Raw genomic sequence first — 22,691 nt, 5'->3', positions numbered from 1 at the left:
CCTTTCTCTAAATAATTTAACCCATATTTATAAAATAAAAATAAGATACCAACTATTCTTGATATCTTATTAATTATATCACAATTTAAATATATTCTTTATTATAAATATTATTGTTTCATATTAAAACGCCAATATTTTATCATATTTATTAAAAGTATTAATGCAAAAATAGTTGAAATGCTATAGCCAACAACACCAATTAATGATACTCCATTATACTTAGGTCCTACATTTTTAGTTATTACTAGAGATGAACCTATAATTAATGACGCTATCAATAATCCTGTTATCATCCTATTTACCATTTTATTTAGCTCCTGAAATATATAATTTTTATCTTGTACTATGAGTTGTAATTTAGCTTCTCCTAAAGACATTTTAGTTAATAACTCTGATACTTTAGAGGGTATCCTAATACCATCCCTTCCAAATGAATATAGTGATACTATTAGTTCTTCACTTGTAAGAATGTCAAATATTATATCCTTGTTTTTTGCTTTTATAAAAGATATTATAACATCTATAATTTCTAGCTCAGGATCTATTTCAGCTATAACCCCTTCTAATATTACTACTCCTCTTATTAGTGATACTAATTCTCTTGGCAACTGTAAATTGCTTTCCTTTGTTAAATAAAATATCTCCTGTAATAATACAGATATTTTTATATTCTTTATTGATGTAGTTAGATATGTATCAAACATATATGATACTCCATCATATAAATGCATTTTATTTACTTTTCCCTTTTTTATTGAAACCGCTAATATATATTCTATAAGTTTTTCCTTATCTCTAGTTGCTATAGCTAACATCATTGAATTTAAAGTTTTCTTCGTACTATCATTCAATTGCCCTACAATGCCAAAGTCAATAAAACAAATTTTACCGCAATTTATTAATAAATTTCCCGGATGAGGGTCTCCATGAAAAAAGCCATCTTTAAATACTTGCTTACAATAAGATAATGCTAATTTTTTTGCAATATCTTTATTATCATATCCTTCATCTTTAATTCTTTGTAAATCATTTATTTTAAATCCCTCTATTTTTTCTAATACTAGTACTTTGCTGCTTAATAATTCCTTTACTATATAAGGTGCATAAATAGGTACAATATTTTTATTGTTAAGCCTAAATTTTTCAATATTTTTTCCTTCTAAAATAAAATTTAATTCTTCTTCTGCAGTCATTTTCAATTCTCTCAAAGCCTCTATAGGATCAATGGGTAAAGTAATTTTTGTTTTAGTAAATTTAAATATTCTCATTAAGATAGCTATATCCAAATGTATTTTTTCATAGATGTCTGGTCTTTGTATTTTTATAACTACCTTTCTTCCATCTTTTAATACACCATCATAAACTTGAGCTATAGATGCAGATGCTATTGGAATCACATTAATATTTTCAAAATATTCTTCTAAGGAGATATTTAATGAGCTTTCTAGAACAGATTTCATTACCTCAAAATCTTCTTGTGGAGCAGAATCTTGTAATTTTACTAATTCATCTATATACTCCTTAGGAAGTATATCTGGTCTTGTACTCATTATTTGACCTAGTTTAATGAATGTTGGTCCAAGTTCCTCAAATGCATTTCTTAAATTCGTAGGAGATTTCTTATATTCAACTTGTTTGCTGTCAAATATATATCCAAAACCATAACTTGCAAAAACCTTTATTATTTTTTTAAATCTCTCTGAAGATTGATTAGCCACAGATTCTCTCCTCCTTAGAAGAATAATTTCTTATTTAAAATAGAACCTTTATTTATCTTTTAATTTTTCTTCTATATTGCTGATTCTATCTTTTAGTTCATTAAATTCTTCTTTCGTAATAAAATCAAATTCTTGAAGTATGTCATAAATATCATCTTTAGTTAATGGTTTAATTTCATTAATTTTTTCATTAGCCTTAGATTTTACATTATCTTTTTTTTCTTTTATCTCCCTTTTTAATTCTTCTGAAAGTTCTTTGCCTTCTTCTATTGTTACTTTGCCTTTTTCAACTAATGTATTTATAACTTCATTAGCTTTTTCATAAGTCATAGTTGTTGCTCCAACCATAGCGACAAACAAATTTCTTGCTTCTTTAATCAACAAAATCATCTCCTAAAATATATGTTTAATATATACTATTAAATTAAGTTATGAATGGGAATTAATATTAATTAAATCTTATTATATGTTTAATTTATAAATTTTATTTAATTAGGAATAAATTAACCATTAAAACTGCCATTATTATAGCTGTTAAATCAGCAAAAATAGCTGCCCATAATGTATGTCTTATTTTCTTTACTTTTACAGCGCCAAAGTAAACTGTAATGGTATAAAAAATAGTTTCTGTTGTGCCCATTACAACTGAAGAAATTAATCCTATTTTAGTGTCAGCTCCAAAACTTTTTATGATATCTGTAAACACTCCTATAGCTCCACTGCCTGAAAGTGGCTTTATAATTATTAATGGTATTATTTCTTTAGGTAATCCTATTAAATTTCCTATTGGTGCAATTAAATTATTTAAAACATCTAATAAATTAGATTCTTTAAAAATTTGCACTGCTATAATCATAGCTAATAAAGCTGGAAATATTCTTAGGCATACATTTAAGCCTTCTTTAGCACCCTCTATAAACCATTCATAAACCTTACGCCCCTCTATCATCCCATAACTTATAATTAATAAAAAAATTATAGGAATTATACTTTTACTCAAATAATTAAGCATATATCATCAGCTCCCTTAAAAATATTTCTGTAATATCTTTGCACATATTATTCCTACTGTCGCTGCTGTAGCTGTAGATATTAAAGCAGGAATTATAATAACTCCCGGATTAACAGAATTGCAAGCTGCTCTTATAGATATAATTGTTGAAGGTATTATTTGAATACATGCTGCATTTAAAACTAAAAAAAGCACCATGTCATTAGATGCCCTCTCCTTCTTACCATTTAACCTATCCATTTCTTCCATAGCTTTAATTCCAAAAGGTGTTGCTGCATTAGAAAGTCCCATCATATTTGCTGTAAGATTCATAACTATAGCACCTAAAGCTTTTTCATCCTTGGCTGCATCTTTAAAAATAAGTTTTAAAAAGGGCTTCAATACTCTGGATATTTTTTCTGTCAAACCACTTTTTTCTGCCACCTTCATAACGCCACACCAAAAACACATTATTCCAGTAAGCTCAATTATAAAAGTGACTGTTGACCCTGATGCATTAACTATTGATTTAGAAATTATATCTCCATTACCACTTATTAAGCCAACTAAAATTCCAAAAAAAATCATAGCAAACCAAATATAATTAATCATATTCTCCTCCAAAATGTAATTATTCTTTACATATATATGCCTTGCACTTATTTTTTAGTAGTGATAGGATATATGTATTCAATATAAATTGACTTAAAGGAGAAACTTTATGAAGGAAGAAAACTTAAAAATAGCACAACAAGATATAGAAAATGCACTAAAGACTGTACAAGATATGGAAAAATCTCTTAGTGAAAATGCTGATTCAAAAGAACAAATAAAAGAAAAGTTTATATTGTTGTCTGAAACAGTTCAAAATTTAGAAAACCTTTTAAAAAACGAAGGAATATTATAAAAATAAAATCCCACATCTTAATTTTTTAAGATGTGGGATTATTTTATATAAAACTTAAGCTTCTAATACTTGAGTACTGCTCTTCTTAATTGAATCTTTTTTTAAATTATTATTATATCTTAAGAATACTATTAATGTTATTAATGATGAAATCAAATCAGAAGCTGCTCCAGCAACCCATACTCCTGTTAATCCAATGAATTTTGGAATTATTATTAAAAATGGTATTAAGATTATAACTTGTCTTAATAAACTTAAAAACATTGAAACTTTGACTTTACCTATTGATTGGAAATAATTTGTTGTTACTATTTGAGCTCCTATTAATGGTAGCATAACCAAGAAGATTCTCATTCCTGATGTACCAATTCTTAAAAGCTCTGGATCTCTATTAAATATTGAAATTAATAATTCAGGTATTGTTTCTACAACTATAAATCCTATTGTTACTATTACAGTAGCTACTATTGCTGTATATTTTAATGTCTTTTTAGTTCTATCATATTTTTTAGCTCCAAAATTATAACCTACAATTGGTTGCATACCTTGATTCAATCCAAAAATAGGCATTAAAAATATCATAACTAAACTATTTATTATTGTCATAGCTCCAATTGCAGCATCTCCTCCATACATTTGAAGAGAATTATTTGAAATTACTTGTACTGCACATTGAGCAACTTGCATACTAAATGGACTCATACCAATTAAAAATATGCTAACAACAACTTTTTTATTTAATTTTAGATATTTTCTTCTTATTTTAAGTATACCCTTACCTTTAGTAAAGTAGTATAAAATCCATATAGCTGATACTATTTGAGAAATTACAGTGGCAATTGCTCCGCCTGCTACTCCAAGATCTAGTACAAATATAAATATTGGATCTAATATTATATTTATAATTGCTCCTATTAGCATTGAAAGCATGGCAACTTTAGGACTTCCATCACTTCTTATAGAGTGATTTAAACCAAAACCAATCATATTAAATATAGTTCCAATAAATATTATTCTAATATAATCAACTGCATAACCTATAGTGTTTACACTTGCTCCAAACATAATTAAAAGTGGACGCATAAAAATTAATCCTACTACAGTTAATAATATACTTATTATTATTATTAATGTAAATGCATTTCCTAAATGATGTTCTGCACTTTCTTTATCATGTTCACCTAATTTAATTGATATTCTTGTAGCTGTCCCTATTCCAACTAACATACCAAATGCCATAACAATTGTCATAATAGGCAATGTTATCCCAACTCCAGTTATCGCTAAATTCCCTATTTCAGGAATATTGCCTATATAAATTCTATCAATTATATTATATAAAGTAATTACTAACATTCCAACAATAGCTGGTATTGAAAATTCTAATAATAATTTTCCTATTCCGATTTCTCCTAATCTCTTTTGATCGTTCAATAAAATTCCTCCTCTTTTTGTATAATTCTTATAATTACAATACTAATCATTCTAACATTTAGTAAAAAATTTTACAATTCAATATTTCACGCTAATTACATTGATTTAAACTAAATGTAAACTTTTAAATTAAACCTTTAACTAATTCTTTAAGTTTTTCGTATGTAATATGATTATAAGTTGCTATGTCAATTTGATGCTTATCTTGTACGACTATAGTAGGAACTTCAGTAATATTATATTTATCTATAAGATTTTGTTGTTCTTCGTTAGTTACATAATCTAAGCTTATATGGACTAAGTTAAAATTAATCTCATCTTTCAAATCCTTTAACATTATCTCAGACTCTAAGCTTTCTTCTTTATTTATTAATCCTTTAAAAAATATAACTGTTGGTAATGACTTGTCTATATCATTAAGTGATTTAACATATTCTAATTTATAACTAAATTCTTCTTCTGTGACTTTTGAATTTTTCTTATTAACAAGAAATCCTGCTAACAAAATAACTATTATTATTAAAAAGCACACAAGTACCCTTTTTTTCATTAATTCACGTCCTCCTTAAATATATTTTATCTATAAAAACCGTATTTATTATATAAAAATAAGGTGCAATAAAATAACTTAATACTTTTATTGCATCTTACTTATAATAATACCTTTTATTTAAATTGTACTATCTCTTTCTACTAATTCATGTTCTAAAACATAATGAGCTGTTTCTAGCTCTTTATCATTTAAGATTTTTATTAACATTCTCATTGCAACTGATCCCATATCATATGTTGGTTGAGAAATAGTTGTTATCTTTGGATAGAAAATTGAAGCTGCATAGTTATCATTAAATCCTATAACACTAACATCTTTAGGAATTTCATATCCTTTTTCTCTTAATCTATTTATTGCTCCCATAGCAATTTCATCTGATGCACATACAATTCCATCAAATTTTTTATTTTTACTTATGAATTCATCAATAGCATCATATCCTGTTTTTACTTTTACTGTATCTAAGTATACTAATTCTTGATCTAATTCAATGCCGTCTTCTTTAAGAGCTTTTTCGTATCCTATGTATCTATCTCCCCAAGCATTCATATGATTCTTTTCAGTTCCTATAAAAGCAATATTTCTAAGACCTTTTCCTATTAAATACTTTGTGCTATCATAACTTCCTTTTATATTGTCTATTGTAACACTTGGTAATCTGCTTTCTTTATCTTTAGTTTCAACAAGAACAGTTTTTAAATTTAATTCATTAATCAATTCTAAAATTTCTTCTTGAAGTGAACTACTCATATAAAGCACTCCATCTACCATTTTTTCTTTAAGAACTCTTAAATATTCTTTTTCTTTTTCTATATCTAAATCTGAATTACATAAGATTACATTGTAATCATATATATTAGAAACATCTTCGGCTCCTCTTACTATTTCTGGGTAAAGTTGATTTGATACATCAGGTAATAGTATACCTATAGTTTTTGTTTTTTGTGTTTTTAAACTTCTAGCTATTATATTAGGTCTATATCCTAATAATTTTATTGCATCCAATACTTTCTTTTTAGTATCTTCATTAACCACATCAATATCGTTTAACACTCTAGAAACTGTTGCTATCGAAACTCCCGCTTCTCTTGCAACGTCCTTAATAGAAGCTGCCATAACCATTCCTCCTTTATATTTTAAAGTAATTATATAAACTACTATTTATTGATAAAAGGCTAGAGTCAAAAGTAGTAACTTAGATTCTAGCCTATTAAATGTATTATTACTTAACAACCTCAACTGTCATATCTAAGTTTTCACCATTTATAATAGTTTGTGTATAATCACAAGTTTCATTATAAATAATATCGGAAGTTAAAGTTTCTTTCTTTATTGTTTCTGAGAATTTTTTAATTATATCTAATAATAACTCGTTGTTAGCTACATAAAGTTTTATCTTATCAGCTACTTCAAAGCCTTTATCTTTTCTCATGTTTTGTATTTTAGAAATAACTTCTCTTACATGGCCTTCTTCTCTTAACTCATCAGTAATATGAGTATCAAGAACAACACCAATTTCACCTTCACCAGCAAAAGCATATCCTTCTAAACCTTGCATAGTTACAAGAATACTTTCTGAATTTAACTCAATTTCAGTTCCATCAACGTTTATAACTTCAACGTCTCCGCCCTTAATCTTTTGAGCTAATTCCATTTGGTTTCTAGCAGCTATTTCTTTTCTGATTCCAGGTATTAACTTACCATAAGTTCTACCAAGTACAGGTAAATTTGGCTTAAGTTCAAAGTTAACATGTTCTGAAAGATCTGCACCAAATTGAATTTCTTTAATATTTAACTCATTAGTTATAATATCACCATAATATTCAGGAAGTGATGCTATAGAAACTAAAATTTCTGAAAGTGGCTGTCTGTTCTTAATATTAGCACCATTTCTAGCACTTCTACCAAGCTTAACTATTGTGTAAGCTAAATCCATTTCTTTTTCTAATTCCTTGTTTATAGCACTTTCATCAACTTGTGGCCATCTAGTTAAGTGAATACTTTCTTCTGCTGCATTATCTAAATTAACTACTAAGTTTTGATAAATTTCTTCTGTTACAAATGGTACAAATGGTGCTGCAACCTTTGATAAAGTAACAAGAACTCTATATAAAGTTACATATGCTCCTATTTTGTCATCATTAACAGTTTCTGTCCAGTATCTAGATCTATTTCTCCTTACATACCAGTTAGATAATTCATCAGTAAATTCTTCAATACTTAATGCTGCTGCAGTTATATCATAAGAATTTAACTTCTCATCAACAGTTTTAATTAATGTATTTAACTTAGACATTATCCACTTATCCATTACATTTTCAGACTTAAAGTCAGCATATTCTAATGGATTGAATGAATCTATATCTGCATATAACACATAGAATGAATATACATTCCATAAAGTACTTAAAAACTTTCTTTGAGATTCTCCTACATCATCAGTTGAGAATCTAGTTGGAAGCCATGGAGCACTTGCAGTATAGAAATGCCATCTTGTAGCATCTGCACCTTGAGAAGATAAAACTTCAAAAGGATCTACAACATTACCCTTAGATTTTGACATCTTTAAGCCCTTCTTATCAAGAACATGACCTAAAACAATACAATTTTCAAATGGATTTCTATCAAATACAGCAGTTGAAATTGCTAGTAATGTATAGAACCAACCTCTTGTTTGGTCAACAGCTTCTGATATAAATTGAGCTGGATAGTTTTGTTCAAATAATTCTTTATTTTCAAACGGATAGTGCAATTGAGCAAATGGCATTGATCCTGAATCAAACCAACAGTCAATAACTTCCTTAGTTCTCTTCATTTCCTTACCACAATGAGCACATTTTAAATGTACATTGTCTATATAAGGTTTATGAAGTTCTATATCTTCTGGTACATTAATTCCTTTTTCCTTAAGTTCTGCAATACTTCCTATACATTCTTTGTGTCCGCATTCACATTCCCAAATCGGAAGTGGAGTTCCCCAATATCTATCTCTTGAAATACCCCAGTCAATAACATTTTCTAAGAACTTACCAAATCTACCTGTTCTAATGTTATCAGGGCACCAATTAATCTTGTTATTATTCTCTAAAAGTTTATCTCTTAGAGATGTCATTCTTACAAACCAACTTTCTTTTGGATAGTAAAGAAGTGGTGTGTCACATCTCCAACAATGTGGATATGAGTGAAGATGTCTTGCAGTTTTAAATAACTTATTATTTTCTTCAAGCCATTTGCAAATACTATCATCACACTTCTTAACAAATTTACCTGCCCATGGAGTAACTTCTTCTACGAATTTACCTTCTTTATCAACTAAATTGATAAAAGCTATTCCATTTGCTTTAGCAACTAAACTATCGTCTTCACCATAAGCTGGTGCTATATGAACTATACCAGTACCATCTGTTAATGTTACATAATCGCCATGAATTACTTCAAAAGCTTTTCCTTCAACTTTACCAAAAGGCATTAATTGTTCATATTTAGTTCCAAGAAGTTCTGTTCCTTTGAATTCTCTTATTATTTCGTAATCTTCTCCAAGAACTTTATCAGCTAAATCTTTAGCTAATACATAAACTTCTTCTTCCACTTTTGCTTCTATATATGTGTAAGCTTTATTTATACAAAGAGCTAAATTTGATGGTAATGTCCATGGAGTTGTTGTCCAAGCTAATATAAACTTGTTTTCTTCTCCTACTACTTTGAACTTAGCAATAGCAGTTAAGTCCTTAACATCTTTATATCCTTGAGCAACTTCATGAGATGAAAGAGCTGTTCCACATCTTGGGCAGTAAGGCATTACCTTATGTCCTTCATATAAAAGTTCCTTATCCCACATTTGTTTTAAAGCCCACCATACTGATTCAATATATGGATTGTGGTAAGTTACGTATGGATGCTCCATATCAACCCAATAACCAATTTGTTCAGTCATCTTTTCCCACATGCTAACATATGTAAATACGCTTTCTTTACATTCCTTAACGAATTTCTCTACACCATATTCTTCGATTTGTCCTTTTCCTGAAATACCAAGTTTCTTTTCTATTTCAAGTTCAACTGGAAGACCATGAGTATCCCAACCTGCTTTTCTTATTACTTTATAACCCTTCATAACTTTATATCTTGGGATTATATCTTTCATAACTCTTGTTAATATATGACCAACATGTGGCTTTCCGTTTGCTGTTGGAGGGCCATCATAAAAAGTAAAATATTCACCATCTTGATTTGAGTCAAAACTCTTTTTTATAATGTTTTTTTCATTCCATAGTTTTGCTACATCTTGTTCCATATTTACAAAACTTTTTGAAGAATCAACTTTTTTATACATTTTATTTTCCCCTTTCATAATTAGTACTTTTTCATTATTACTTTTTAAAATTTAATATAAAAAAAACTCCATCCCACAGGACGAAGTTAAAATCGCAAACCACCTAAGGCTAACACTTTATTAATAGTGTTTAGTTCAAGTACTTACATACTCTATCCTTTAACGCAGGCCACGTGACAACTTAATAAACATAAATGCCTTTCAGTTTCCAACTCCTAGGTGATCTTCTCTTAGCTTCCCTATAGCTTTGCACCAACCAGCTATTCTCTAAAAGTTAAGTCTAAGTTACTTTTCCTAATCAAAGTCTTTTCTTTTTATTGTAACATTATATATTAACAATTTTTAAATGTCAATTCATGGTCTTAAAACTATTGTAAATATTTAAATTAATTATTGATATTTTTACAATTTTATACTCTATTTCTTTTAAATTTATTTACAAGAACTAAAAATATTCTATTTAACTTCACTAATCCACATATTAATAGCTAATCACCTTTATTATGTAAATCATTAATTACATATTGAGAATTCTGTTTATGCATATTATTATTATTTACATTATTACTCTCACTATTCACATTTTTTTCTATTTCATAGGTTTAATTTTATTTTGTTTATTATTTCTAAAAACTAAAGTAGCCATTGCAAATACCGTAATTGGCACAGTCCAAACAAGACCAAGACTTCCTGCAAAAGCTGTTATTATTTCTGTAGATATTATTTCCATATTAATAATATTAGTATATGTCATTTTTTGAGCAGCAAGTAAAAATATTAAGCTGAAGGCTCCGCCTGCATAAGCTAGAATTAAAGTATTAGACATAGCCCCTATAATATCTTTACCAATATTCATACCACTTTTTATAAAATCTTTTTTACTTATATTGTTTTTTATTTGTAATACTTCATCCATGGCAGAAGTAATTGAAACACTAACATCCATAACAGCGCCTAAAGAACCAATTATAATTGCTGAAAACATTATATGTTTAAAATTAAGACCTAAACTAGAATTAGAATATGCAATCATTTGTGATTCAGTTTCTGCAAGGCCTGTTATTTTACACATATTTCCTATAATAATCGCCATAATAGTTGCAATTACAATTCCACCAATTGTTCCAATTATTGAGATTATTGTTTTTTTATTTATTCCATTTATAAAAAATAAAGAGGATGCCACCGTTAAAATACAAACTACTAGGGTTGCTATTAGTGGATTAAATCCACTTATTAATATTGGAAGTAAAACTTTTATTATCATGAAACTTGTAAAAATCAAAGTTAATATAGATTTAGCACCCTTCTTACCACAAATTAAAATTACAGAAAACATAAATATTCCTATTAGAAGATATAAGTAATTTTCTCTAACCATCTCATATAAATGTATTGAATTTATTTGACCTTCATTTGAAACAGTATAGTTTATTACTATTTCATCATCTTCACTAACAATTATTCGATGCATATCTATAGATTCTATTGTATTTCTTATTTTATATTTTTCTCCTACATGTTCACCATCAAGTATTGTAATTTCAAATTCTTGCTTAGTTTCTAATACATTTTTGCTTTCATCATCTAATTCATATATATTATCATAAGTTATTTTATCCACTCTTGCTTTTGCAAAGGAATAATTTTTATTAATATTAAGTTCTTGTTTATTAGCTTGTATAGTTGAAAATGTGAATAATCCTAATACCATTATTGCTAATATAATTATGCATGCATATTTGTTTCTATCTATTTTTTTCATAATTACTCCTACTGTAAAAAATATTATGTTTAAAATCAAGTAAAGTCATAGGGAGTAACTTACAGTATCTCTATGACTTTACAATGTTTTTATTTTAGCTCTATCTTAAGTATGTGTTTAAAAATTCTACTGAAATTTTACTTAAAATAAATTCTATTTTATTTGCCTTTTACGTCATCCCAAGTTACAGATTTTGCATTAGAAGATGTTTGTTCTTCTGCAACGCCAGATAAAGTTACGCTTCCATTATTAATACATTTAACTGCTGCTTTTCTTTGTTCTTTATCCCAATTGTTACCTATAATACTCCAGTTATTATCACATCTAGGAGTTATAGTTCCACCTTTAACATCTTTAATATATTCTCCAATTAACTCTCTTATTCTTCCTTCACCTAAACCTGCTGTTTCTTCTGATTTTCCTACAAGTGTTGGAAGTTGTTCACCTTCTTTAAAGATAACACCAGGAGTTAATAATTGAGTTGCTCCTCTATAGTTATTAACTGTTAAATAAAGTTCATCTGAATCATTTATTTTGCTTCCATCCATTCTAGTTAAATTAACTATTCTATTTCCAGCATCTTTTGATATATCTACATTATATTTTACGCCAGCAAACATATCAAAATTATATCCTGGTGTATTTGGATTAAATGAAACTGTTAAATCTCCAGGATTGTACTTATTGTAATAAGAAAAAGACCATTCCATATATTTCTTAAGTTGACTTCCTGTTATCTTAAGGGCATATAATGTATTGTCAAATTTATATATATTAGCAGTATCACACTTCTTTATTGGTCCTTCTAATATATTTTGTCCATCTTTAAATACTGCAGCAGATGAAACATCTATTTTATGATTTGCTACCTTTTCTCCATAATACATTTGAACTTCATTTATTAAACTAAGCATTGGAGTAGGTTGAATTTTAGCTTGATCTATTCCCTTAACTTCATTTGCAGGTGTTAAATTACCACCTTTTAAAGTACCAATAGGTGTATTAGCATCATCAATTGCTCTTTTATTATAACTTTCTAATGACTTTGCGATTTCATTATCAACTTGTACAGCTGTTCCATTCTTAGGTGCCATGTCATAAAGAGCTGTAGTGATATCTTTTGATTTATCTGCAACTACATATTCACCTTTAGAATTTTTAGTTAAGTTAATATTAATTTGACCAAGAGTTTTAGCCCATTTATAAGCTTCAACTATTACTGTTCCATTAGTTTTTGCTTTATTATAATCAGCTATAGTTGCTTCAGTGATAGTTCCGTCTTTTGTTATTGCTTTAACCTTATTATCACTAGGATTTAAAGAGTATATTTTATGATCATAATAATAATCACCAGCTATTTTTACATGGAAATGTGCTGCTACAAAAGCTGTTATTTCTGGACATTGTTCTAATATTTCAATAGCACTTGATCCGTCTGTGCCATATTCTTGAGTTTCTCCAATATGATCAACAGCAATTATTGTATTTACATTTTTCTTTTTAAGTTCTGCAATTGCAGCCTTAGTTTCGTCTACTGGATTAGTAACTTTATAACCCTTTAAATTAGCAGAATCCCATTTAGTAATATTAGGTGTTACCATACCTATTATTCCAACCTTAACTCCACTTCTTTCAACTATTGCATATGGTGCTGCAATTCTTGTTTTACCATCTGTATCATATACATTTCCACCTAGTACAGTACCATTAAATTGTTTCATTATATTTTTTAATGCTGGTATTCCATAATTAAATTCATGATTTCCTAAAGTAAAAGTATCATAGCCTATTTTATTCATTACAGCTATCATTGGATTACTTGACTCATTTATAAATAATGATTCTGAGTTATCTTGGATAATGTCTCCTGCATCAACAACAATTGTGTTATTAGGATTTTTAGCTTTTAATTCATTAACTGCTGTTGATATTTGTGCAAGGCTTCCTGAGTTGTCCGCAACATTTACAGCATAATCATACGGTAAGAATCTACCATGAGTATCTGTAGTTGTTAAAATTTGCAAGTTAACGTTACCATCTTTGGCTAAAAGAGCTTCTTTACTAGAACTAGTTGTCTTGTTTTCAGTTAAGTCAACTACTTCATTATTAGTATCAGTTTTAGTATCTGCTTTTACTGTCATTGGTGTAAATAAAGTAAATACCATCATTGACGCTACTATTGACGATAAGAATTTTTTGTTTTTAAAACGTCTAAACATTAAATTTTTGCCTCCTAAATTTTTAATTTTTTTGATATGTTTGATTAATTTTATATATATAGAAAATTATAACATATAGGTTTTTATAAAAAAAGACATGCTACTGTAATCATTATCATTAATTATGATAAATTTTATAGTTTTATATAAACTATTCATATCTTTTAATATTTTATAGCTTATTTACTTAATAAACATATAATTTAAATTGCAAAAAATTAAATAAAAAGAGATGCATTAACATCCCTTTAACTAATTAGATCCATATTTATAATAGTTTTACAACTAAAATTTATATACTATTTTATTTTAATTATACAGTAGTTTTCTTAATACTTACTTAACTAGATATTTTTATAAATCATAGTAAAATATCTACTTAGTATTTATTAATGTAATGGATAATTATTATTATTTAACATTGACTCATTTTAATTAAGATGTTTTAATTTAATAAATAAGAATTTAAAGCATATAAGGAGAAAATATATATGGATAACAATTTAAATAAAGATATTTTAGATAAAATAACAAAGACTTGCACTTGTAAAAGTATAACTAGAGCAAAAATTAAAGAAGCTATAGTAAATGGTGCATCAACTTACGAAGAAGTTCAAAAAGCAACCGGTGCAGGATCAGGATGTTGCAAAGGAAGAAAGTGTTCAGAAAAAATAAATGATTTAATAAAGGAACTAAACTAATTTACTATGTTTAAATATCTGTTGATATATGCAATAGGTAAAATGGCATTGTAATTGGATTTTGAGAATTCTTAATGAGTATTGTCATATTTATTGCTTGTCACAATTTTACATTGGGAACAAGCTGAAATAGGACTATACTCATTTTAGTATTCCTAAGTTCAATTACTTAGTCCACTTTACTTATGCATATATCAACACTATACTAAAGCATCTTAAAATAATTAAATACTAATTAGACTATTATGTTATAATCATATAATAATTATTTTGGAAGGGGTCTTTTTAATATGGCAAGTAAATTTTATTTACATAAGGGACGTAGCGGTAAAGCTGAACAAGGTCGTCCTTGGGTTTATACTGATGAAATAAATGAATATGATGGCGAATATGAAAATGGTGATATCGTAGAGGTATACAATCATAAAGGTTACTTTATCGGTAAAGGTTACATAAATGATAAAAGTAAAATAACTATCAGAATAATGTCAAGAGATATAAATGAAAATATAGATGAGGAATTCTTCAAAAGCAGATTTAAAACAGCTTTTGAATATAGAAGAAGTATAATTGATGATTCATCTTGTAGAATGATATTTGGAGAAGCTGATTTTCTTCCTGGATTAACTGTTGATAAATTTGAAGATTATTATGTAATTCAAATTTCTACACTTGGAATGGATCAATATAAAGATTTAATTGTTAAAGTATTAGTTAATGAATATAATGCTAAAGGTGTCTATGAAAGAAGTGACATAGCAACTAGAGAAATAGAAGGTTTAGAACAAACTAGGGGATTTTTAACTGAACCTTTTGACACTAATGTTGAAATTGTTGAAAATGGAGTTAAGTACATAGTTGATCTAGCAAATGGTCAAAAAACTGGATTCTTCTTAGATCAAAAAGAAAATAGAGCTGCTATTCATAGAATATGTAAAGATAAAGACGTATTAGATTGCTTTACTCATACTGGTTCTTTTGCTTTAAATGCTGGTATTGCTGGTGCAAAATCAGTTCTTGGAATAGATGTTTCTCAGCATGCCATAGACTGTGCTAATAAAAATGCTGAATTAAACAATCTTCAAGATACAGTTAAATTTGAATGTCATAATGCTTTCGATGTTCTTCCTGCATGGTCAAGAGAAGAGAAGAAATTTGACGTTGTAATACTTGATCCTCCTGCATTTACAAAGTCTAGAAATACTATTAATTCAGCAAAAAGAGGATATAAGGAAATTAACTTAAGAGGTTTAAAATTAGTTAAACATGGTGGTTATTTCATAACTTGCTCTTGTTCTCATTACATGAATGAAGAACTTTTAAAGAAAACTATTGTAGAAGCTTGCCAAGATGCTAATAAACTTATAAGACAAGTAGAATTTAGAACTCAATCTTGTGATCATCCAATACTTTGGAATTCAGATGAAAGTTACTATTTAAAATTCTTCATATTCCAAGTATTTGATAAAACAAAATTATAAAAAAAGTGGCTTATGCCACTTTTTTTATAGTTTAATTATCTTATCTCCATCATAAATCGGAACCACATCTATTATGCTTTTCTTTATACAATATTCTATATCATTATCTAATTTTAAAGATCTCATAACTGAATAATGTCTAGCTTCTTTAACGTAATTTATAATGTCTTTGTTGCTTTCATAAATCATATTTGAAGTCTTAGCTATGTCTGTAAGTTCTATATTGCTTTTTTCTTTTAACATAGTATTAATTATATATCCTCCACAAATATAATCATCCATAGAAAATTCTCCATTAGTTCCTGCATTAACTATGACAATATCATCATTAAGTTCTAATAATTTTTTAGCTACAGCTTCTGCATTTATCATTGCTGCTATAATAATCTTTTTGCCTAGTAAACATTTAGTTAATGCTCTAGTTCCATTGGTAGTGGTCATTAAAACTGTTTTATTTTTAACTACTTCTTCTGTATATTCTAATGGTGAATTACTTAAATCAAAGCCTTCTATTTTAACGGCTCTTCTTTCTCCACCTAATATAACTTCACTCTTATCATATTTCTTGGCTTCTTCAAGTGTTTCTTCTACAGTTAAATATGGTATGACTTTTTGGCATCCATTATTAATTGCAGTTGTTATAACTGAAGTTGCTCTAAACATATCTATTACAACAACAACCTTATCTTTTACAATATCATCAGTTATGTAATCTGCTGAAATTACAACATCTACTTTCATTTAAATATCCCCCATATGAAAATTCTTGCCCTGATATATATCATTATCTTCTAATGTTTTATCTATTGCATTTAATACTTCCCACTTTTTTAAACTCCACATAGGACCTATAAGTAAATCCCTAGGCGCATCACCAGTTAATCTGTGTACCACCATTTCTTTAGGTAACATAGAAACTGCCCTGCAAATTAATTTTATATAATCTTCTTGTGATAAGAATTGCAACTCACCATTTTCATATAACTCAACCATTTTAGTATCTTTCATTAAATGCAATAAATGAAGCTTAATTCCCTGAGCTCCAGAATGAGCAATATAATCTATAGTTTTTAACATATCATCTTGACTTTCACCAGGCAATCCTAATATAGAATGTACAACAACATCTATATTTCTTTCCTTAAGTCTAGCCATTGCATCATCAAATACTTTTAAATCATATCCTCTATTTATTTTCTTAGCTACATCATCATTTATAGTTTGTAGACCAAGTTCAACCCATACATATAATTTCTTACTTAGTTCTTCTATTAGATCTAATACTTCATCGTCTAAGCAATCTGGTCTAGTTGCTATTGATAATGCTACAACACCTTCTTGATTTATAGCTTCTTCATACTTTTTCCTTAGCTCATCTACTGGAGCATATGTATTTGTGTATGCTTGAAAGTATGCTATATACTTACCACTTTTCCATTTGTTAGCCATCATAGTTTTTACATTATTAAATTGATTAGTAATAGAAAAATTCCTACTTCCTGCATAATCTCCAGAGCCTCTGGCACTACAGAATACGCATCCACCTTTGCTTACTTTTCCGTCTCTATTAGGACATGAAAAGCCACCATCTAAAGATATTTTAAATACCTTTTCTCCAAATTTTTCTCTCAAAAAATAATTTAAACTATGATATCTCTTTCCATTCCAAGAATTATTCATTTTGCCTCCTAAATTTCATCTATACACATTTATAAGATATTTTTTAATGTATTTGTATTATAGTATAATGACGTGGTGGCATTATACTATAATATCAAATTATTCCTTAAAAAATATACTCTATTTTTTATCTATTGTAGACTTATTTATATTTATTACATACATTCCTGTTAAGTCTTCTTTTTTTTCAGAAACTCCTTCTAATAATGTGACTCTAACAGTAATCTCTTCTTCATTAACAAACATAACCCTTACATTATATTTGTCTGTTGGAAATTTACTTTTTATATCTAATGATGATTCTTTTCCACTTTCTACATTAAATATTTTTAGTCCTGTTCCCTCATTAGAATTCTTATAAGACACTACCAAATTATCTTCGGCTGCACTAAATACTATTCTTTCTATTTGACAATCATTTAATATCCCAAAGTTCATAACTTTATCAGTTTGAACTTTTTCTATTGCATTACTTTTATTATCAGATTTATTTTTAGTATCGTCTTGATTACTTCCTATTGTAGTAACTGACTTATCATCTTTTATGTATAATATTCCAATAAAACTATCTTTTCCATTAGTTGTTGAGTATGCTACCTTATTGCTAGAATAACTTAAACCACAACTAGAAAACTTATCACTTGGAATATCTACTCTTTCTAATGGATTATCTCCTTTATTATATACCTGTTTAGGAATATCTGAAAGTTTTAAAATAAGCTTACTTTCTCCTGCTCCTGAAGTTTGCAATCTTAGTTCACTTTCTCTTTCATACACTTCTGATTCTTCACTAGCGCTTAAATTATTTATTTTGTATTCATCATTTTCTTTTATAACGTCTATGTTGTATTTATCTAAATTATTATTAGGAGAATAGTCTTCGCCTCTAAGCACATCAAATATTATAGACATCTTATCTCCACCATCTACGCTCTTATTTGTTTTAAATACTTGTATTTTAGAATTTCCTAAATCATTTATCTTTGAAGCTGAAGCAAAATCTTTAGTACAAAATTTTTTTGCTTCCTCAAAATTTTCATTTTGTATCTCCATTAAGTATTTTTGAGCAGTTTCAATAGCTTTCTTGCTATCATATAAATCTATCTTTTCATTATTTGAAGTTTGATTGCTGCATCCTATGGATATAAAAATCATCATCATAGACATTATTATTAAAATTATCTTTTTCAAAATTAAATACCTCCTTTATTTAGCTCTTTATTTATTTTTCCTAAGAAATGTAGTGTTATACGAGTAATTTAAGAATAAAAGATAAGTTTACATTATATACTTATTAGTGAAAATATTGTTAAGGAGAATTTGAATTGAAGAAGAGTTTTGTTAATATATTTCAAGTTGCAGTAGTTTTCATAGGTACTATTGTTGGAGCTGGATTAGCTTCAGGAAAAGAAATCACTGAATTTTTTACATCTTTTGGACTAAAAAGTTTTTTTGGCATTATAGTCTGTGGAATATTTTATATTGTAATTGGATGTATAATTGCCAAAATAAGCATTCATTATGAGTTAAATTCTTATAGTGATTTGATTAATGTAATAAGCCCTAATTATTTGGGCAAATTTACAGGTTTTATAACTACTTTATATCTTATTTCAAGTGCCTCTATAATTTTAGCTGGTAGTGGTGCTCTTATAAATCAATTTTTTGGAATTCCTAAATTAGTTGGATCAATAATAATGATTTGTATAGCTGTATTTTTCTTATTAAGAGATACTGATGGATTAATTGCAGTAAATTCATTTATTGTTCCATCTTTAATTTGCACAATAACATTGATTACTATTTTATACTTTGTATTTTCTAGAGATGTCGTCTCTTTAGAGAGCATGAGACAATTTAGACCTGTTAAGAGCGGACTTGCTGTATCAACTATATTATATGCTGGTTATAATACACTTTGTTGTACTGGTGTACTAGTTCCTCTCAGCAATCAAATGAAAAAACCTAAAACTATGTTTATAGGAATTACTCTTGGAGCTATTGGATTAACTTTGCTTTGTTTAGCAATAAATCTTATGTTAACAGTAAATCAACCTTATATATACAAATTTGAAATTCCATTACTTCTTGTTGCAAATAGATTTGGTTGCATAATACAGGCTATATTATTAGTAATTATTTGGCTTGAAATGTTCTCTACTGAAGTTTCAGATGTTTATTCAATAAGTAAAACATTAGAACAAACATTCAGTATAGACTTTAAAAAAGGCATTTTTATAATTTTAGCAATAGCCCTACCAATATCTCAAATTGGATTTAGTAATTTAATAACAAAGTTATATCCGGCTTTTGGAGTATTGAGTTTAGTATTCATACTACAAAGTGTTATATTTTATTTTAAACATAGAAAAGAATTAAAGTAATGTTAATATGTATATAAGTAAAATGGACAGAGTAATTAAACTTAAGGATGCTAATTGCAATGCCACTTTACCCTATTGCATATATCAACATTCATTTAAACATAATTATTAAATAAAATCTCATGATATAATAAACAGTATTAGAATTGTGTTTATATTAAATATCGAGGAGATAATTATGAAATATTCAAGTATGTTAAAAGAATGTACTCTTTGCTATAGAGAGTGTAAAGTTAATAGATTAAATAATGAAATTGGATTTTGTAGAGCTTCTGAAAAGGTTAAAGTTGCAAGAGCTGCCTTACATCTTTGGGAAGAGCCACCTATTTCATCTGGAAAAGGTTCTGGTACTGTATTTTTTTCACATTGTAATTTAAACTGTGTTTTTTGCCAAAACCATGATATAAGTCAAGAATTTAAAGGAATGGATATATCAATAGAAAGACTTGCTGACATATTTTTAGAACTTCAAGAAAAAGGTGCTAATAACATAAATTTAGTTACTCCAACTCATTATGTACCACAGATCATTGAAGCTCTAGAACTTTCTAAATCTAAAGGATTAAAGATACCTATACTATATAATACAAACACTTATGATTCACTTGATACAATTAAAGCTTTAGATGGATATATTGATGTATATCTTCCTGATTTTAAATATTTCAATAATAAATATTCTACTAAATATTCTAAAGCTAGTGATTATAGTATAAATGCCATAAAAATTATAGATGAAATGGTAAGACAAACTGGTGAAGTTAAATTCGATTCAACATCTCATATTACTAAAGGTGTTATTGTTAGACACTTACTTCTTCCAGGCTTACTTTTTGATTCAAAGAAAATTGTAGATTTACTATTTAACAGATACAAAGATAATATCTATATTAGCCTAATGAATCAATATACACCTATGTTTAAAGCTTGTGATTATCCTGAAATAAATAAACCTCTAAATCCAAAGCATTATGATAGTTTAATTGATTATGCCGTAAATATTGGTTTGAAAAATGGCTTTATACAAGATCAAGGAACTAACACAACAGATTTTGTTCCATCTTTTAATGGTGAGGGAATATAAAAAAGTAATGCTTCAAATAATTTGAGGCATTACCTTTTTTCTATACAAAGTAATTAAAATTTGGAATTTCTCTATTTGCTTGCTCAATAGTCATTGGTGGAACAAATATCCTTTGATTAGAGCTATCACATCTAAGTTCAGCTATTCTTGTAACTCCTACATATACATCTGATATCTTATACCAAGTAGCATAATCAACTACCCCTGTTTGTGGTAAATTAAAGATTCCTTGAAATACTTTAACTGCTTCTTCAGTTTTAGGTCCAAATGCACCATCTTCTGCAACTTTAGGAATAAGAGGATAATTTCTAGATATTCTATTTAATTGATTTTGTATTGTTTTAACAGGTTCTCCAACTGATCCAATAGTCAAATCATAATCTGGATATGATTTTGGACTTCCTTCAACTTTTTCTGCTGTTACAAGCTCAATATCACTTCCATAGTAATACTTCAATATTTCATATGGTGGTTTTCCTTGAGAACCTAAACTTTGGCTTCCCCATTGACTTAGCCATTCTGGACAAGTCACACTTTTACCATCACAATATTGTGTTAAAAGTGGTTGTTTTTTCCCCATTCTTCTAATATAAGTAGAAAATATCTCATCAACTATTACACTTATGGTATCATAAATATTTCTTCCATAATTAAAAGCATGATCATAAGCAGTAGAGCTTGTAATATCGAAATTTTTTCCCTTTCCTCTATACCATTCTGTATATATTCTATTTAAAGTAAATGAAATTATACAAAATATATTTGCTCTTATTGCATTACCAGACCATGTAGAATATATTTCACAAGATGCAACATTTTTTATATACTCTTTAAATGGTACTTTATAATTAGGTGCAGAGGTATCATTAGGACCTCCTTGATGTACTATTATATATTCTGGCACTACCGGTTGTGCCAATACAACTCCTGAACTTGGAGGTGGTAATTTTTTTTCCTCTTCTTCAGGAATTTTAGGTGGAAAATTTCCATTAAGAGTATTGGGTTGAATATTAATAACCTCATTTTGTCTTGATGCACTTTTACGTTCAACTAAATTACATCTTTGATAAGCAACCTCTTCAGAAAATATTTGACATCCATTTATTATCAATGTCTCGAAACCATCTCTTTCAACTAAAATATCATAAACACTATAAGGAATTTTATTACTATTTTCATCTAAAGAATATTCGATAGGAGGAGCATCTAAATCTATTTGATCAGTTAATCCAATTGAATTTGTAACTAAATCTATAGTCGATGGATTATTTTCATTCAAAGAACCTTCTTTTACACTGATTTTAGCATTATCTACAGGGATATAATTATCCCCACTAAAACACTGAATTCTTAAACTACCTTTATCTGCCATAACTATAACTCCTTAATATTTTTTCCTACGAATACTATATGAAATAAAGCACCAATTAGTTCCTAT

Annotated in this window: 19 protein-coding genes and 1 other annotated feature; of the genes, 5 read left to right on the top strand and 14 right to left on the bottom strand. The window is 27.8% G+C overall.

The genetic code is table 11. From position 1 onward, the window contains the following. Positions 1-110: 110 nt before the first annotated feature. The 4 genes from NG918_RS01665 to NG918_RS01650 all read right to left on the bottom strand — a co-directional run bounded on the left by NG918_RS01665 (position 111) and on the right by NG918_RS01650 (position 3,324). Positions 111-1,721: an ABC1 kinase family protein gene (locus NG918_RS01665; RefSeq protein WP_252215700.1), complete on the bottom strand. Its 1,611-nt coding sequence runs from the start codon at positions 1,719-1,721 to the stop codon at positions 111-113. A gap of 48 nt (positions 1,722-1,769) precedes the next feature. After that, positions 1,770-2,111: a phasin family protein gene (locus NG918_RS01660; protein WP_252224217.1), complete on the bottom strand. Its 342-nt coding sequence runs from the start codon at positions 2,109-2,111 to the stop codon at positions 1,770-1,772. Between the two features lie 94 nt (positions 2,112-2,205). Then, entirely contained in the window at positions 2,206-2,733 is a 528-nt protein-coding gene (locus tag NG918_RS01655) for a nucleoside recognition domain-containing protein (RefSeq protein ID WP_252215703.1), read from the bottom strand. Between the two features lie 15 nt (positions 2,734-2,748). Then, positions 2,749-3,324, bottom strand: coding sequence for a nucleoside recognition domain-containing protein (locus tag NG918_RS01650; RefSeq protein WP_252215705.1), 576 nt, complete (start codon positions 3,322-3,324; stop codon positions 2,749-2,751). A gap of 109 nt (positions 3,325-3,433) precedes the next feature. Between NG918_RS01650 and NG918_RS01645 the strand changes: the two genes are divergently transcribed. Next, positions 3,434-3,619, top strand: coding sequence for a hypothetical protein (locus NG918_RS01645; RefSeq protein ID WP_252215706.1), 186 nt, complete (start codon positions 3,434-3,436; stop codon positions 3,617-3,619). A 54-nt stretch (positions 3,620-3,673) separates the two neighbouring features. Here the strand turns inward: NG918_RS01645 and NG918_RS01640 are convergent, their stop codons facing one another. The 6 genes from NG918_RS01640 to NG918_RS01615 form a co-directional block, all read right to left on the bottom strand. After that, on the bottom strand, positions 3,674-5,053 hold the full coding sequence (locus NG918_RS01640; protein WP_252215708.1) for an MATE family efflux transporter: 1,380 nt from the start codon (positions 5,051-5,053) through the stop codon (positions 3,674-3,676). A 124-nt stretch (positions 5,054-5,177) separates the two neighbouring features. Then, positions 5,178-5,603 (bottom strand): viral A-type inclusion protein, encoded by a 426-nt coding sequence (locus NG918_RS01635; RefSeq protein ID WP_252224214.1) that lies wholly within the window; start codon positions 5,601-5,603, stop codon positions 5,178-5,180. Between the two features lie 120 nt (positions 5,604-5,723). After that, on the bottom strand, positions 5,724-6,722 hold the full coding sequence (locus NG918_RS01630) for a LacI family DNA-binding transcriptional regulator (protein WP_252215713.1): 999 nt from the start codon (positions 6,720-6,722) through the stop codon (positions 5,724-5,726). Between the two features lie 106 nt (positions 6,723-6,828). After that, entirely contained in the window at positions 6,829-9,939 is a 3,111-nt protein-coding gene (gene ileS, locus NG918_RS01625) for an isoleucine--tRNA ligase (protein WP_252215715.1), read from the bottom strand. Between the two features lie 73 nt (positions 9,940-10,012). Continuing rightward, positions 10,013-10,250: a binding site (T-box leader), on the bottom strand. A gap of 278 nt (positions 10,251-10,528) precedes the next feature. Next, positions 10,529-11,704 (bottom strand): YibE/F family protein, encoded by a 1,176-nt coding sequence (locus NG918_RS01620; RefSeq protein WP_252215719.1) that lies wholly within the window; start codon positions 11,702-11,704, stop codon positions 10,529-10,531. 158 nt (positions 11,705-11,862) lie between these two features. After that, positions 11,863-13,923, bottom strand: coding sequence for a 5'-nucleotidase C-terminal domain-containing protein (locus NG918_RS01615; protein ID WP_252224207.1), 2,061 nt, complete (start codon positions 13,921-13,923; stop codon positions 11,863-11,865). Between the two features lie 491 nt (positions 13,924-14,414). On the opposite strand from NG918_RS01615, the gene NG918_RS01610 reads away from it, so the two are divergent. Beyond that, a complete protein-coding gene (locus tag NG918_RS01610; protein WP_012451448.1) occupies positions 14,415-14,624 on the top strand; it encodes a (2Fe-2S)-binding protein in 210 nt (69 codons plus the stop codon). Positions 14,625-14,914: 290 nt separating this feature from the next. Continuing rightward, entirely contained in the window at positions 14,915-16,105 is a 1,191-nt protein-coding gene (locus NG918_RS01605) for a class I SAM-dependent rRNA methyltransferase (RefSeq protein ID WP_252224204.1), read from the top strand. A gap of 24 nt (positions 16,106-16,129) precedes the next feature. Here the strand turns inward: NG918_RS01605 and NG918_RS01600 are convergent, their stop codons facing one another. From NG918_RS01600 to NG918_RS01590, 3 genes are all read right to left on the bottom strand, one after another. Further along, the gene (locus tag NG918_RS01600) at positions 16,130-16,846 is read right to left on the bottom strand and encodes a 2-phosphosulfolactate phosphatase family protein (RefSeq protein ID WP_252224202.1); all 717 of its coding nucleotides are present in this window, start codon (positions 16,844-16,846) and stop codon (positions 16,130-16,132) included. Continuing rightward, positions 16,847-17,785 (bottom strand): tRNA modification radical SAM protein MnmL/YtqA, encoded by a 939-nt coding sequence (gene mnmL / locus NG918_RS01595; protein ID WP_252215727.1) that lies wholly within the window; start codon positions 17,783-17,785, stop codon positions 16,847-16,849. A gap of 120 nt (positions 17,786-17,905) precedes the next feature. Then, positions 17,906-18,976 carry a hypothetical protein gene (locus NG918_RS01590; protein WP_252215728.1) on the bottom strand — a complete coding sequence of 357 codons (1,071 nt, stop codon included), beginning with the start codon at positions 18,974-18,976 and terminating at the stop codon, positions 17,906-17,908. Between the two features lie 134 nt (positions 18,977-19,110). Between NG918_RS01590 and NG918_RS01585 the strand changes: the two genes are divergently transcribed. After that, positions 19,111-20,169 (top strand): YkvI family membrane protein, encoded by a 1,059-nt coding sequence (locus NG918_RS01585; RefSeq protein WP_252215730.1) that lies wholly within the window; start codon positions 19,111-19,113, stop codon positions 20,167-20,169. Positions 20,170-20,347: 178 nt separating this feature from the next. Then, the gene (locus NG918_RS01580) at positions 20,348-21,253 is read left to right on the top strand and encodes a radical SAM protein (RefSeq protein ID WP_252215732.1); all 906 of its coding nucleotides are present in this window, start codon (positions 20,348-20,350) and stop codon (positions 21,251-21,253) included. A 40-nt stretch (positions 21,254-21,293) separates the two neighbouring features. On the opposite strand, the gene NG918_RS01575 is transcribed toward NG918_RS01580, so the two are convergent. After that, a complete protein-coding gene (locus tag NG918_RS01575) occupies positions 21,294-22,625 on the bottom strand; it encodes a peptidoglycan-binding domain-containing protein (protein ID WP_252215734.1) in 1,332 nt (443 codons plus the stop codon). Between the last annotated feature and the right edge of the window lie 66 nt (positions 22,626-22,691).

This window comes from Clostridium sp. ZBS2 (assembly GCF_023845855.1).
Taxonomy (GTDB): Bacteria; Bacillota; Clostridia; order Clostridiales; family Clostridiaceae; genus Clostridium; species Clostridium aquiflavi.
This window is presented reverse-complemented; position numbering and strand designations above follow the sequence as displayed.

What these genes read in the sequence shown, in the direction of transcription:
- NG918_RS01660 (WP_252224217.1), bottom strand. Translation starts at nt 2,111, where the DNA reads ATGATTTTGTTGATTAAAGAAGCAAGAAATTTGTTTGTCGCTATGGTT.
- NG918_RS01655 (WP_252215703.1), bottom strand. Translation starts at nt 2,733, where the DNA reads ATGCTTAATTATTTGAGTAAAAGTATAATTCCTATAATTTTTTTATTA.
- NG918_RS01650 (WP_252215705.1), bottom strand. Translation starts at nt 3,324, where the DNA reads ATGATTAATTATATTTGGTTTGCTATGATTTTTTTTGGAATTTTAGTT.
- NG918_RS01645 (WP_252215706.1), top strand. Translation starts at nt 3,434, where the DNA reads ATGAAGGAAGAAAACTTAAAAATAGCACAACAAGATATAGAAAATGCA.
- NG918_RS01635 (WP_252224214.1), bottom strand. Translation starts at nt 5,603, where the DNA reads ATGAAAAAAAGGGTACTTGTGTGCTTTTTAATAATAATAGTTATTTTG.
- NG918_RS01630 (WP_252215713.1), bottom strand. Translation starts at nt 6,722, where the DNA reads ATGGCAGCTTCTATTAAGGACGTTGCAAGAGAAGCGGGAGTTTCGATA.
- ileS (WP_252215715.1), bottom strand. Translation starts at nt 9,939, where the DNA reads ATGTATAAAAAAGTTGATTCTTCAAAAAGTTTTGTAAATATGGAACAA.
- NG918_RS01620 (WP_252215719.1), bottom strand. Translation starts at nt 11,704, where the DNA reads ATGAAAAAAATAGATAGAAACAAATATGCATGCATAATTATATTAGCA.
- NG918_RS01615 (WP_252224207.1), bottom strand. Translation starts at nt 13,923, where the DNA reads ATGTTTAGACGTTTTAAAAACAAAAAATTCTTATCGTCAATAGTAGCG.
- NG918_RS01610 (WP_012451448.1), top strand. Translation starts at nt 14,415, where the DNA reads ATGGATAACAATTTAAATAAAGATATTTTAGATAAAATAACAAAGACT.
- NG918_RS01605 (WP_252224204.1), top strand. Translation starts at nt 14,915, where the DNA reads ATGGCAAGTAAATTTTATTTACATAAGGGACGTAGCGGTAAAGCTGAA.
- NG918_RS01600 (WP_252224202.1), bottom strand. Translation starts at nt 16,846, where the DNA reads ATGAAAGTAGATGTTGTAATTTCAGCAGATTACATAACTGATGATATT.
- mnmL (WP_252215727.1), bottom strand. Translation starts at nt 17,785, where the DNA reads ATGAATAATTCTTGGAATGGAAAGAGATATCATAGTTTAAATTATTTT.
- NG918_RS01580 (WP_252215732.1), top strand. Translation starts at nt 20,348, where the DNA reads ATGAAATATTCAAGTATGTTAAAAGAATGTACTCTTTGCTATAGAGAG.
- NG918_RS01575 (WP_252215734.1), bottom strand. Translation starts at nt 22,625, where the DNA reads ATGGCAGATAAAGGTAGTTTAAGAATTCAGTGTTTTAGTGGGGATAAT.